At 72.2% G+C, this 12,955-nt stretch carries 10 protein-coding genes; 7 read left to right on the plus strand and 3 right to left on the minus strand.

From position 1 onward, the window contains the following. Positions 1-3: 3 nt before the first annotated feature. A complete protein-coding gene (locus OHU35_RS01425) occupies positions 4-1,677 on the minus strand; it encodes an FAD-binding dehydrogenase (protein ID WP_405504248.1) in 1,674 nt (557 codons plus the stop codon). A gap of 17 nt (positions 1,678-1,694) precedes the next feature. Next, entirely contained in the window at positions 1,695-2,333 is a 639-nt protein-coding gene (locus OHU35_RS01430; protein ID WP_189725416.1) for a TetR/AcrR family transcriptional regulator, read from the minus strand. 118 nt (positions 2,334-2,451) lie between these two features. Here OHU35_RS01430 and OHU35_RS01435 point away from each other — a divergent pair, with 118 nt between their 5' ends. From OHU35_RS01435 to OHU35_RS01445, 3 genes are all read left to right on the plus strand, one after another. After that, entirely contained in the window at positions 2,452-3,075 is a 624-nt protein-coding gene (locus OHU35_RS01435) for an alpha-ketoglutarate-dependent dioxygenase AlkB (RefSeq protein WP_189725415.1), read from the plus strand. Between the two features lie 116 nt (positions 3,076-3,191). Next, complete coding sequence (locus tag OHU35_RS01440; RefSeq protein ID WP_189725414.1) at positions 3,192-3,938, plus strand: MBL fold metallo-hydrolase; 747 nt, start codon at positions 3,192-3,194, stop codon at positions 3,936-3,938. Between the two features lie 41 nt (positions 3,939-3,979). After that, positions 3,980-5,212, plus strand: coding sequence for a DUF4032 domain-containing protein (locus OHU35_RS01445; protein WP_189725413.1), 1,233 nt, complete (start codon positions 3,980-3,982; stop codon positions 5,210-5,212). 13 nt (positions 5,213-5,225) lie between these two features. On the opposite strand, the gene OHU35_RS01450 is transcribed toward OHU35_RS01445, so the two are convergent. After that, entirely contained in the window at positions 5,226-6,107 is an 882-nt protein-coding gene (locus tag OHU35_RS01450; RefSeq protein WP_405504251.1) for a universal stress protein, read from the minus strand. A 189-nt stretch (positions 6,108-6,296) separates the two neighbouring features. On the opposite strand from OHU35_RS01450, the gene OHU35_RS01455 reads away from it, so the two are divergent. The 4 genes from OHU35_RS01455 to OHU35_RS01470 all read left to right on the plus strand — a co-directional run bounded on the left by OHU35_RS01455 (position 6,297) and on the right by OHU35_RS01470 (position 12,793). After that, on the plus strand, positions 6,297-7,973 hold the full coding sequence (locus tag OHU35_RS01455) for an FAD-dependent oxidoreductase (protein WP_405504253.1): 1,677 nt from the start codon (positions 6,297-6,299) through the stop codon (positions 7,971-7,973). After that, positions 7,970-9,415, plus strand: a complete 1,446-nt coding sequence (locus OHU35_RS01460; RefSeq protein WP_359894440.1) for an ATP-binding protein — start codon at positions 7,970-7,972, stop codon at positions 9,413-9,415. The genes OHU35_RS01455 and OHU35_RS01460 overlap by 4 nt, the downstream gene beginning before the upstream one ends. Continuing rightward, on the plus strand, positions 9,412-9,765 hold the full coding sequence (locus tag OHU35_RS01465) for a UBP-type zinc finger domain-containing protein (protein ID WP_189725409.1): 354 nt from the start codon (positions 9,412-9,414) through the stop codon (positions 9,763-9,765). Before OHU35_RS01460 ends, OHU35_RS01465 begins: the two co-directional genes overlap by 4 nt. Before the next feature lie 91 nt (positions 9,766-9,856). Continuing rightward, entirely contained in the window at positions 9,857-12,793 is a 2,937-nt protein-coding gene (locus tag OHU35_RS01470) for an AAA family ATPase (protein ID WP_405504255.1), read from the plus strand. The last annotated feature ends 162 nt before the right edge of the window (positions 12,794-12,955 follow it).

Consider the following 12,955-nt stretch of genomic DNA (forward strand, 5'->3'; position numbering starts at 1 on the left):
CCGTCAGGCGGTCTGCTTCGCCGCCGCCCGGCCCGCGGCCCGGCCCGAGAAGAGGCAGCCGCCGAGGAAGGTGCCCTCCAGCGCGTTGTAGCCGTGGACCCCGCCGCCGCCGAATCCGGCGACCTCGCCGGCCGCGTACAGCCCCTCCACCGGCTTGCCGTCGGCCCCGAGGGCGCGGGAGTCGAGGTCGGTCTGGATGCCGCCGAGGGTCTTGCGGGTGAGGATGTGCAGCTTGACGCCGATCAGGGGGCCGGCCGCCGGGTCGAGGATGCGGTGCGGGGTGGCGACCCGGCCGAGGCGGTCGCCGATGTAGCGGCGGGCGTTGCGGATGCCCTGCACCTGGGCGTCCTTGGCGTAGGGGTTGGCGATCTGCAGGTCGCGCGCCTCGATCTGGCGCTTGATCCCGGCCGTGTCGAGGAGCGGCTTGTCGGTGAGGTCGTTCATCTTCGCGACGAGCTGTTCGACGCTGGGCGCGGTCACGAAGTCGGCGCCCTTGCGCAGGAACGCGTCGACCGGTCCGGGCGCGCCCTTGCCGAGGATGCGTTCCTTGAGGAACCCGGCGCGGTCCTTGGCGGTGATGTCGGGGTTCTGCTCGGAGCCCGACAACGCGAACTCCTTCTCGATGATCTTCTGAGTGAGGATGAACCAGGAGTGGTCGTACCCGGCGATGTCCTCGGTGGTGCGCAGATGCTTCAGGGTGCCGAGGGTGTCGTAGCCGGGCAGGCAGGGCCCGGGCAGGCGCCGGCCGAGGGCGTCGAACCACATCGAGGACGGCCCGGGCAGGATGCGGATGCCGTGGCCGGGCCAGATCGGGTCCCAGTTCCGCAGGCCCTCGGTGTAGTGCCACATGCGGTCGCGGTTGACCAGCCGTACGCCCGCCTCGGCGCTGATGTCGAGCATCCGCCCGTCGACGTAGGCGGGGACGCCGGTGACCATCTCCTGCGGCGGGGTGCCGAGGCGCTCGGGCCAGTAGCGGCGGACGATGTCGTGGTTCGCGCCGATGCCGCCGCTGGTGACGATGACGGCCTGGGCGGTGAGTTCGAACTCGCCGATCGAGTCGCGGTTGGAGGCGACGCCGCGGGGTGAGGAGTCCTCGGCCAGGACCGTGCCGCGCACGCCCCGGGCGGTGCCGTCCTCGACGACCAGTTCGTCGACGCGGTGGCGGTGGTGGAAGGTGAGCAGCCCGTCGCGCGCGGCCTGCTTGGCGTAGCGGACGAACGGTTCGACGACGCCGGTGCCGGTGCCCCAGGCGACGTGGAAGCGGGGCACGGTGTTGCCGTGCCCGTGCGCCGTGAGGTCGCCGCGCTCGGCCCAGCCGACGGTGGGCAGGAACGTGATGCCGTGCCCGTCCAGCCAGGACCGCTTCTCCCCCGCGGCGAACTCGACGTAGGCGCGCGCCCAGCGCACGGCCCAGGAGTCCTCGTCCTCCAGCCGGTCGAAGCCGGCGCTGCCCCGCCAGTCGCTCCAGGCGAGGTCGAAGGAGTCCTTGATGCCCAGGCGCCGCTGCTGCGGCGAGTCGACGAGGAACAGCCCGCCGAAGGACCAGAAGGCCTGTCCCCCGAGGTTGGCGGCGTTCTCCTGGTCGACGAGGGCGACCCTGCGGCCCTTGCTGGTCAGCTCGTGTGCCGCGACCAGGCCGGCCAGGCCCGCTCCTACGACGATGGCGTCGGCATCCATGGCGACCGTTCCCTTCCTCAGTTCTGCCTGTGATCGGGGGTGCCGCTGCCGTCGGTCAGCAGGGCCGTGAGCAGTTGCTTCAGCCAGACGCGGGCGTGTTCGACGTCCCGGTCCAGCAGCAGTTGTGTGGTGACGCCGTCGTACGCCGCGACCACGGCACGGGCGGCGCCGTCCGTGTCGCCCAGTACGGCGGGCAGTGCGGTGTGCCCGCGGGCCCGGCCGAGCCGGTCGGCGATCGCCTGCCGCAGTCGTGCGCGGTGTTCGAGCAGGCTGCGAGCCACGTCCGGGTCGCGGGCCGCGTGCACGAGGAAGTCCGTCTTCACCAAGAGCCAGTCCCGGTCGAGGAGCAGCACGTCGGTGACCCGGTCCACGGCGGCCGGCACGTCGAGGCCGGGCCCGTCGAGGGCGAGGGCCCCCGACACCTGTTCCGCGATCAGGTCGGCCCGCTCGCGGTAGAGGGCGAAGAACAGCTCGTCGAGGCTGGAGAAGTTGGAGTAGAAGGCGCCTCGGCTGTAGCCGGCGGCCTCGCAGACCTCCTCGATGGAGACATGACCGAAGCCCTTGGCCGCGAACACGGAGAACGCCGCGTCCAGGAGGTTGGCCCGCGTGCGTACCCGGCGCCTGGTCACACGCCCCGTCGTTCCCTCCACGGCCATGTCCGGCCCCCTTTCGATACATGACTGTATTCGATACATCGGTGTATCGAAAGCCTCGCACGGAGAAGCCCCTCCGTTCCGATGGAACATATTTTCGATTACGGGGTAGGCTGGGCGCATGCACCTCCAGGGCTCCCTCTTCGACCAGACCGACGAGCTGCGCCTCGGTCCTCTCGACGGGATCAGCCGGACCGACCTCGGTTTCGGCGCCTGGCTCGACGTCCTGCCCGCATGGCTCGGCGGTTCCGACGACCTGTTCGAACAGCTGGCAGCCGAGGTGCCCTGGCGGGCGGAGCGGCGCACGATGTACGACCACGTCGTCGACGTCCCCCGGCTGCTCGCGTTCTACGGCGCGGACGACCCGCTGCCGCACCCGGTACTGGACGAGGCGCGGGGCGCCCTGTCCGCCCACTACGCCGGCGAACTCGGCGAGCCGTTCACCACGGCCGGGCTCTGCTACTACCGCGACGGCCGGGACAGTGTGGCCTGGCACGGCGACCGGATCGGACGCGGTGCCCGCGAGGACACGATGGTCGCCATCCTGTCGGTGGGAGCACCCCGGGACCTGCTGCTGCGCCCGATGCGCGGCGGCCGCGACACCGTGCGCCGCCCACTGGGCCACGGCGACCTCGTCGTGATGGGCGGCACCTGCCAGCGCACCTGGGAGCACTCCGTCCCCAAGAGCACACGGGCGACGGGGCCGCGCATCAGCATCCAGTTCCGCCCGCACGGCGTGAACTGAGGCGGCCCGAACCGCCCTGTCGCGCGGGCCCCTTGAGGCGGACCCGGCGATTCCGCCTGCCGCGGGGTCTGCTTTCCTTCTCTCGTCGGGCTGGGACCACACAACGCGGGGCGATCATGCGGGCAGACGTACGGCAAGTCGCGGACGGCACCTATCTGGTGCACGGCTCCAACACCAACTGGGTGATCCTCACGGAGGGGGACGCCGTCACACTGGTCGACACCGGGTACCCCGGCGACCGCGAGCAGGTCCTCGCCTCGCTCGCGGAGGTGGGCGGCTCCCCTGAGGCGGTCGCGGCCGTGCTGATCACGCACGCGCACAACGACCACCTGGGTTCCGCCGAGTACCTGCGCGCCACGTACGGCACGCCCGTGTACCTGCACGAGGCCGAAGTGCCGCACGCGCGCCGGGAGTTCCTGCACCAGGTGTCCGTCGGGACAGTGCTGCGGAACGGCTGGCGGCCCGGTGTGCTGCCGTGGGTGGTGCACGCGCTGCGCTCCGGCGGCACGACGCACAACCCGGTCACGGCCCCCGAGCCGTTCCCGTCGGCGGGTGCCCTGGACCTGCCGGGCCGGCCCGTGCCGGTGCACACGCCGGGCCACACCGACGGGCACTGCGCCTACCACGTGCCGGGCACCGGCGTGCTGATCTCCGGCGACGCCCTGGTCAGCGGGCACCCCACCTCGCGGATCGAGGGACCGCAGCTGCTGCCGGACATGTTCCACCACGAGCGCCCGCGTGCCGTGGCCTCCCTGGATCTGCTCGCGGAGCTGGAGGGCGAGCTGCTGCTGCCCGGGCACGGGCCGGTCCACCGCGGTCCGGTGAGGGACGCCGCTCTGCGGGCCCGCGAGCGCGCCCTTTAATCTGATGTGACGATCGGCGGCGAGACAAGGACACCCGGCCCATGGCACTGCAGATCAGCGCGACCAACCCGGAGCATCCCGCGCTCCTGCTGGAACTGCCGTGGGACGTGCCCCTGGAGGAGTGGCCGGAGGAGTACCTCGTGCCCCTGCCGCGCGGTATCTCCCGGCACGTGGTGCGCTACTCCCGGGCCGGCGACGAGGTGATCGCCGTCAAGGAACTGGCCGCGCGGCCCGCGCAGCGCGAGTACGACATGCTCCGGGACCTGGACCGGCTCGGCATCCCGTCGGTGGACCCCCTCGCCGTGGTGACCGGCCGCACCGCCGCGGACGGCGCCCCGCTGGAGAGCGTCCTGGTCACCCGCCATCTGGGCGGCTCGATGCCGTATCGCTCGATGTTCGAGACGACCATGCGCCCGGCCACCATGCACCGGCTGATGGACGCCCTCGCCGTGCTGCTGGTGCGGCTCCACCTGGCCGGGTTCGCCTGGGGCGACTGCTCGCTGTCCAACACCCTCTTCCGGCGGGACGCGGGTGCCTACGCCGCCTATCTGGTGGACGCCGAGACCGGTGATCTGCATCCGCAGCTCAGCGTCGGACAGCGCGAGTACGACCTGGACCTCGCCCGGGTGAACATCAGCGGGGAGCTGCTGGACCTGGAGGCGTCCGGGGCGCTGCACCCCTCCGTGGACCCCATCGAGTTCGGCATGGAGATCTGTGCCCGCTACCGCGGCCTGTGGGACGAACTGACCCGCACCTCCGTCTACCCGGCCGGCAAGTACCAGCACATCGAGCGCCGGATCCGCCGCTTGAACGAACTCGGCTTCGACGTCGCCGAGATGCAGATCGAGCACGCCTCGAACGGTGACACGGTCAGCTTCGTGCCCAAGGTCGTCGACGCCGGCCACCACCAGCGGCAGTTGCTGCGCCTGACCGGCCTCGACACGGAGGAGAACCAGGCCCGGCGGCTGCTGAACGACCTGGAGAGCTGGATGGCGACCCAGGACGACTACGCGCCGGGCGACCCCCTGGGGGCCCGCCCGGAAGTGCTGGCCCACCGCTGGGTGCGGGAGGTGTTCCGGCCCACCGTGCGGGCCGTGCCGCCCGAGCTGCGCGGTGCCGTGGACCCGGCGGAGATCTACCACCAGCTCCTCGAACACCGCTGGTACATGTCCGAGCGGGCCCAGCACGACATCGGCATCGACACCGCGGTCGAGGACTACATCCAGAACATCCTGCCCAAGGCCCGCAAGACCCTGCAGCCGACCGCGGACTGAGCCGCCGCGGCCGTCAGGCGTGCGGCACCACGGCGACCGGGCAGTCCGCGTGGTGCAGCACCCCGTGCGCCACCGAGCCGATCCGGGCGCCGACGGCCGTACGGTGCGCCCGGCGGCCCACGACCATCAGCTGGGCCGTTCCCGCCACCGACAGCAGGACCTGGCCGGCGCTGCCCATCTCCACGTGCTCCGTCACCGGCACGTCGGGAAAGCGTTCCCGCCACGGCCGGACCGCCGCGTCCAGGCCCTTCCTCTCGTACGGCTCCAGTCCCCCGGCCTCGTCGAGGAGCTTCAGCGAGCCCGGGCTGTAGGCGAACACGGGCGGCAGGGTCCAGGCCCGTACGACCCGCACGGTCGCCCCGCGCGCGGCCGCCGTCTCGAAGGCGAACCGCAGTGCGTCGGCGCTGTCCTCCGGGTCGCCCTGCTGGCCCACGACGATCTCGCGCCCGGCGGCCTCGGCCGAGGGCTCGTCGCCGGCCCGGACGAGCACGACGGGCCGGGCGGCCCCGGCGATCACCTGCTGGCCGACCGAGCCGAGCAGGAATCCGACGATCCGCCCGTGCCCGCGCGAGCCCAGCACCAGCAGCTCGGCGTCGGCAGCGGCGGCGACCAGGGTGTCGACGGCCGGCCCCTCCACGACGTCGGTGGTCACGTCGAGGTCCGGGTGCCGTTCGGTGACGGTCCGCACGGCCTCGGTCACCGCGTCGCGCACCCACTCCGCCTGGCTGTCGGCGTCCCCGGCGATCCCCGCTCCGAGCGCCTCCTGCGGCTGGGGCCGCCAGGCGTGCAGCACCCGCAGTGCCTGCCCGCGCCGCACCGCCTCCCGGGCCGCCCAGGACAGAGCGGCAAGACTCTCCCGCGATCCGTCGACCCCTGCGGTGATCGGGCATGTCATCCGGCTGCCTCCCTGTGGAAAGTCACTGCGTGCTGCTCCGTCTTCACTACCCCCCGATGGTGAACCGAGGCAGCCGGAGCTGATCTCCGTATCGGAGCGCGGCGCGGCGATCGAACATACGATGGGCGAAGGTCGGTGCGGTGCCCCGGGGCCCCGTACCGGTAGTCGACCGCCCGGTGTGGGGGACGTATGGCACAGGCCGCCGACGCGGCACGGACCGTCATCATGACCGTGGACGACGACCCGGGGGTCTCCCGGGCCGTGGCCCGGGATCTGCGGCGGCGGTACGGAGCGTCGTACCGGATCGTGCGCGCGGAGTCCGGCGAGTCCGCGCTCGACGCGCTGCGGGAGCTGAAGCTGCGCGGCGATCTCGTGGCGGTGATCCTGGCCGACTACCGGATGCCGCAGATGAACGGCATCGAGTTCCTCGAACAGGCCCTGGACGTGTACCCGGGCGCGCGGCGGGTGCTGCTGACGGCGTACGCGGACACCAACGCGGCGATCGACGCGATCAACGTCGTCGACCTCGACCACTACCTCCTCAAGCCGTGGGACCCACCCGAGGAGAAGCTCTACCCGGTGCTCGACGATCTGCTCCAGGCGTGGCGGACGAGCGACTTCCGGCCCGTGCCCAGTACCAAGGTGGTGGGGCACCGCTGGTCGTCACGCTCCTCGGACATACGGGAGTTCCTGGCCCGCAACCAGGTGCCGTACCGCTGGTACTCCGCCGAAGAACCGGAGGGCCGGCGGCTGCTGGCCGCGGCCGGCACGGACGGGATGCGGCTGCCGGTGGTGATCACGCCGGACGGTACGCCCCTGGTCGAACCGGAGGCCGTCGACCTCGCCGCCCGGGTCGGTCTGGCGACGACCCCGACGGCCGACTTCTACGACCTGGTCGTGATCGGCGGCGGCCCTGCCGGGCTCGGCGCCGCCGTCTACGGTGCCTCCGAGGGGCTGCGCACGGTGCTGGTGGAGCGGTCGGCGACCGGCGGGCAGGCGGGACAGAGCTCACGCATCGAGAACTACCTGGGCTTCCCCGACGGTGTGTCGGGTGCGCAGCTCACCGACCGGGCGCGGCGGCAGGCGGGGAAGTTCGGCGCCGAGATCCTCACCGCGCGTGAGGTGACGGCGCTGGAGGTCAACGGCGCCGCCCGGATCGTACGGTTCTCCGACGGCTCGGCGGTCGCCGCGCACAGCGTGATCCTGGCGACCGGCGTGTCGTACCGGCAGCTGGCCGCGCCCGGCTGCGACGACCTGACCGGGTGCGGGGTGTTCTACGGGTCGGCGCTGACGGAGGCCCCCTCCTGCCAGGGGCAGGACGTGTACATCGTGGGCGGCGCCAACTCCGCCGGGCAGGCGGCGATGTACCTGTCCCGGGGCGCCAAGTCGGTGACGCTGCTGGTGCGCGGCCCGTCGCTGTCGGCCTCGATGTCGCACTACCTCATCCAGCAGATAGACGAGGCACCCAACATCCAGGTGCGCTCCCGCACGGTCGTCGAGGCCGCGCACGGCGACGGCCACCTGGAACAGCTGACCCTGCGGGACGTGGACAGCGGGCACACCGAACAGGTCGACGCGCAGTGGGTGTTCGTGTTCATCGGCGCGGCCCCGCTGACCGACTGGCTGGACGGCACGGTGCTGCGGGACGAGCGCGGTTTCATCCTCGCCGGGCCCGACCTGACCCCCGACGGCCGTCCGCCGGAGAGCTGGGAGCTGGACCGGCCGCCGTACCACCTGGAGACGAACGTGCCCGGCGTGTTCGTGGCGGGCGACGCCCGTGCCGAGTCCGCCAAGCGCGTGGCGTCCGCCGTCGGAGAGGGAGCCATGGCCGTGATGCTCGTCCACCGGTATCTGGAGCAGTCATGAGCGGGCAGTCGATGCCGTGCAGCCCCCAGGAGATCGGGGCGCTGTTCCTGTTCGAGAAGCTCACGCCCGAGCAGCTCGGCAGGCTGTGCGGCGAGGGGCGGGTGGAACGGTTCGAGCCCGGGCCGGTGTACACCGAGGGCGAACCCGCCACCTGCTTCTACGTGATGCTCGAGGGCACGGTCGTGCTGTACCGCCGGGTGGGCGGGGACGACGTGGAGGTGACCCGGACCTCCCAGCGCGGGGTGTACGCGGGGTCCATGCAGGCGTATCTGGGCGACCGGGTGCGGCAGGTCTACAACAACTCCATGCGCGTCACCGAGCCGACGCGGTTCTTCGTGCTGCCCGCCGACACGTTCGCGGACATCATGCAGGAGTGGTTCCCGATGGCGGTGCATCTGCTGGAGGGGCTGTTCTTCGGTTCCAAGAGCACCCAGCGGGCCATCGGGCAGCGCGAACGGCTGCTGGCGCTGGGCTCGTTGTCCGCGGGGCTCACCCACGAGCTCAACAACCCCGCGGCGGCGGCCGTACGGGCTACCGCGACCCTGCGGGAGCGGGTCGGCAAGATGCGGCACAAGCTGGCCATCATCGCGCAGGGTTCGTACTCCCCCGAGGTCATGGCGAACCTCATCGACCTCCAGGAGCGCACCGCCGAGCGGGTCGCCAAGGCGCCCACGCTGAGTCCGCTGGAGGCCTCCGACCGGGAGGACGCGCTCAGCGACTGGCTCGACGACCAGGGCATCCCGGACGGCTGGCGGATCGCGCCCACCTTCGTCCAGGCCGGGCTCGACGTGGACTGGCTGGACCAGGTCGCGGCGGCCGTGGACGAGGAGATCCTGCCGAGTGCGATCGGGTGGCTGAACTACACCGTCGAGACCGAGCTGCTGATGGACGAGATCAACGACTCGACCACGCGCATCTCGCATCTCGTCGACGCGGCGAAGCAGTACTCGCAGCTCGACCGGGCGCCCTTCCAGAACGCCGATGTGCACGAACTCCTCGACAGCACCCTGCTGATGCTGTCGGGCAAGATCGGCAAGCAGATCAAGGTCGTCAAGGAGTACGACCGCACGCTGCCGAGCATCCCGGCGTACCCGGCGGAGCTCAACCAGGTGTGGACGAACCTGATCGACAACGCGGTCTCGGCCATCAACAGCGCGGGTGGCGAAGGGACGTTGACCGTGCGGACGGCGCCGGACCACGACCGGCTGCTGGTGGAGTTCCGGGACACGGGCGTCGGGATCCCGGCGGCGGACCAGGGGCGGATCTTCGATCCCTTCTTCACGACGAAGCCCGTCGGTGAGGGGACCGGGCTCGGGCTCGACATCTCCTGGCGGATCGTGGTCAACAAGCACCACGGCAGCCTTCAGGTGGAGTCGGAGCCGGGGGACACACGGTTCCAGGTGCTGCTTCCGCTTACATCGGTCGAGGAGGAGCCTTCATGAGTGGTGACAACGGAATCGACCCGGGCGTGCCGCCGAGCGGCAACGGGTGCGTCGAGTGCGATGCGGGTGGGGGATGGTGGTTCCATCTGCGGCGGTGTGCGCAGTGCGGGCATGTGGGGTGCTGCGACAGTTCGCCCGCGAAGCATGCGACGGGGCATTTCCGGGCTACCGGGCATCCTTTCGTGCAGAGCTTCGAGCCCGGTGAGAACTGGTACTGGGACTACTCGGCGAACGAGTTGTACGAGGCCGGGCCTGAACTGGCCCCGCCCGTGAGTCATCCTGCGGATCAGCCGACGCCGGGGCCTGCGGGGCGGGTGCCGGTTGATTGGGCGAAGGTGTTGCGGGCCTAGGAGCTCGGGGCTGTCTGTTCGGTGGCGGCTGCGGGTTGTTGGGGGTTGATCGCGCAGTTCCCCGCGCCCCTAAGAGAAGAAGGTTGGTTCAGTGCCGCAGGCTTCGTTGGTCACGCCGGTTGTCGGACGGGACGCCGAACTCGCCCGGCTTTCCGGCGTATTGGAGCGTGCTCGTGCCGGTGAGGCTCGGGCCGTGCTGGTCGCCGGGGACGCAGGAGTCGGCAAGACGCGGGTGCTGAACGAGATGGCCGGGCGGGCGGCTGCGAGCGGCATGACCGTGGTCACCGGACACTGTGTGGATCTCGGGGACGTCGGGCTGCCGTATCTGCCGTTCACCGAGATTCTCGGAGTGCTGGCCGCCGACGAGCGGTTCGCGGGCGTTCTCGCCGCGCACCCCGTGGTCGAGCGGTTGCTGGGGGCCGGGACCGGTGGCGTGCGGGACGTGGACGGGCGGTTGCGGCTGTTCGAGGGGATGGCGGGGCTGCTGGCCGATGTGGCGGATGTCGCCCCGTTGCTGCTCGTGCTGGAGGATCTGCACTGGGCCGACCAGTCGTCGCGGGACCTGCTGCGGTTCCTGCTCGGCCGGGGTGTGCTCCGGCACCGGCTGGCGGTCCTCGCCTCGTACCGGGCCGACGACCTGCACCGACGGCATCCGCTGCGGCCGCTGCTGGCGGAGTTGATACGGCTGCCCGCCGTGGAGCGGCTGGAGTTGCGGCCGCTGGCCGATCCCGATGTGGCCCGGCTGGTGCGTGCCCTGGAGGACCGGCCGCTGCCGGACACCACCGTGCGGCGGATCGTGGAGCGCGCCGAGGGGAACGCCTTCTACGCGGAGGAACTGCTCGCGGCCACCGACTCGGAGCCCGCCGGGGTGCCCGGCGGACTCGCCGATGTGCTGCTGATCCGCTTCGAGCAGCTCTCCGACACCGCGCAGCAGGTGCTGCGGACCGCGGCCGTCGCCGGGCGCCGGGTGGAGCACGATGTGCTGCGGGAGGCGGTCGGGCTGCCCGAGGAGGAACTGGAGTCGGCGCTGCGCGAGGCGGTGGGACGGCAGCTTCTCGTGGCCGGGGACGACGACACGTACTCCTTCCGGCACGCCCTCGCCCGTGAGGCCGTCTACGCCGACCTGCTTCCCGGGGAGCGGGCGAGACTGCACGGCGCGTTCGCGCGGCTGCTCGCCGGGCGCGGCCGGACCTCCGAGAGCGCTGCCGAGCGCGCCCACCACTACCGGGAGAGCCACGAGCTCGCCGAGGCCCTGGCCGCATCCCTGGAGGCGGCCGACCACGCACAGCGGGTCGGTGCGCCCGCCGAGGAGCAGCGGCATCTCGAAGCGGCCCTTGATCTGTGGCCGGCGGTGGGTCCCGAGGCCCGGCCCTCGGGCGGGGGCGTCGACCGGGTGACGCTGACACTGCGCGCCTCGGCGGCCGCCGCGCACGCCGGGGAGCTGCACCGCGCGGTCTCCCTCAGCCGGTCCGCGCTGGGCGAGCTCGGCCAGGACACCGACTCCGAACTCGCCGCCCGGGTCCGCTACACCCTCGCCGGGAATCTGCTGAGCGTGGACAGCCTGACGGCGGCGTTCGCCTTCAGCAGCGAGGCCCTGGGGATGATCCCCGAGGATCCTCCGTCACGTACGTGGGTCTGGGCGGCGGCCACCCATGTCCTGGCCGCACGCCACGTCGGGGAGAACGAGACCGCGCTGCGGGTCGCCCGCCGGGCCCTGGGGGTGGCGGAGCGGCTGCGGGTGACCGACGCCCAGGCGGACCTGCTGATCTCGCTGGCCGTTTTCGACGGGGACGGGCGGCGTGGCCCGGAGGGTCGTGAGCGGCTGCTCAAAGCGCGGGACCTTGCCCGGAGTTCGGGCAACGCTCCCGTGGAGCTGCGGGCCCTGTTCAACCTGGCGATGGGCTGCTACGAGTCCGGTGCCCTGGCGGAGTGCGTGCCCTGGCTGACCGAGGGCCTGGACCGGGCCCGGCGCGCCGGACTGTTGTCTTCGCCGTACCCGCTGGAGATGCGGTATCTGCGACTGCTGGTGCTGCATGTGCTGGGCCGCTGGGACGAGTGCGTGCGCGCGGCGGCGAGCGACGCCGAGGTACTGCCGGCGGCAGGTGGCCACGCAATCGGTCCCGCGCTGTACGTGATGCTGGCGCGCGGCGATCTCGCGGCCGCCGACCGGGCGCGTGCCCTGCTGGAGGGGCCCTTCGACTGGATGGCCACCCTGGTCGCGGGCATCGTGCTCACCGATGCCGCGGGACTGCGCCGTGATCCCGAGGACGCGGTGCGGTGGATGCGGTCCACGGTCACGGCCCTGGCGGACGAGGCGGTCCCCCGCCCGGGCGTCACGGTCCGGCTCGCCGCCCTGGCGCTGTCCGCGGTGGCCGACGCGGCCGCCGGGCTGCGGCTGGCCGGCGACCAGGCCGGGGCCGGCCGCTGGACGGACACCGCGACCGAACTGGTGGAACAGGCACGGGCCATCGCCGCTCACGGCGAGAACGGCACGCCCCAGGGTCCCGAGGGGCAGGCGTGGCTGGCCCGGGCAGAGGCGGAGTGGGTCCGGGTCGTGTCGGGGCCGGACGCGGCGGCCTGGTCGGCGGCGGTGACGGCGTTCGGCTACGGCGATGTCTACGAGCGGGCGCGCTGCCGGTTGCGGTACGCCGAGGCCCTGGTGGCGGCCGGGCGTCGCGAGGAGGCGGTGGCGGAGGCCCGGGCGGTCCGGGAGACCGCCGACGCCCTCGGCGCCATACCGCTGCGCGAGCAGGTCGACGCCCTGGTCCGGCGCGGCCGGCTCTCGGACACACCGGGCGCCGACGACCGGGCCGGCGCGCTCACCGCACGCGAGCAGGAGGTACTGCGGCTGCTCACCCTCGGCCGCAGCAACCGGCAGATCGGCGACGAGCTGTTCATCAGCGGCAAGACGGCGAGCGTCCATGTCTCCAACATCCTCGCCAAGCTGGGCGCGTCGAGCCGTGGCGAGGCGGTGGCGATCGCCTACCGGGAGGGTCTGATCACCCCTGAGCCCTCGGCGTCGGGCTGACCGGCACGACCGGCTGACCGGCTGCCGGGCGGACCTGGGGGCAGCCTCCGCCCTCACTTGCTTCATACCTTGTCTTATGCCTTGACGCATCTGGTACGGACCTTTAGGTTCACCGGTCACCACCGTCCCCTCCGGGACCCCCAACCCCCCACCCCCTCGGGA

This window comes from Streptomyces purpurascens, from assembly GCF_045040895.1.
Lineage (GTDB): Bacteria > Actinomycetota > Actinomycetes > Streptomycetales > Streptomycetaceae > Streptomyces > Streptomyces purpurascens.

Bases quoted from the DNA above. Each gene is read 5' to 3' on its own strand.
- OHU35_RS01465 (WP_189725409.1), top strand. From the start codon at position 9,412: ATGAGTGGTGACAACGGAATCGACCCGGGCGTGCCGCCGAGCGGCAAC.
- OHU35_RS01445 (WP_189725413.1), top strand. From the start codon at position 3,980: ATGGCACTGCAGATCAGCGCGACCAACCCGGAGCATCCCGCGCTCCTG.
- OHU35_RS01435 (WP_189725415.1), top strand. From the start codon at position 2,452: ATGCACCTCCAGGGCTCCCTCTTCGACCAGACCGACGAGCTGCGCCTC.
- OHU35_RS01460 (WP_359894440.1), top strand. From the start codon at position 7,970: ATGAGCGGGCAGTCGATGCCGTGCAGCCCCCAGGAGATCGGGGCGCTG.
- OHU35_RS01450 (WP_405504251.1), bottom strand. From the start codon at position 6,107: ATGACATGCCCGATCACCGCAGGGGTCGACGGATCGCGGGAGAGTCTT.
- OHU35_RS01440 (WP_189725414.1), top strand. From the start codon at position 3,192: ATGCGGGCAGACGTACGGCAAGTCGCGGACGGCACCTATCTGGTGCAC.
- OHU35_RS01455 (WP_405504253.1), top strand. From the start codon at position 6,297: ATGGCACAGGCCGCCGACGCGGCACGGACCGTCATCATGACCGTGGAC.
- OHU35_RS01425 (WP_405504248.1), bottom strand. From the start codon at position 1,677: ATGGATGCCGACGCCATCGTCGTAGGAGCGGGCCTGGCCGGCCTGGTC.
- OHU35_RS01430 (WP_189725416.1), bottom strand. From the start codon at position 2,333: ATGGCCGTGGAGGGAACGACGGGGCGTGTGACCAGGCGCCGGGTACGC.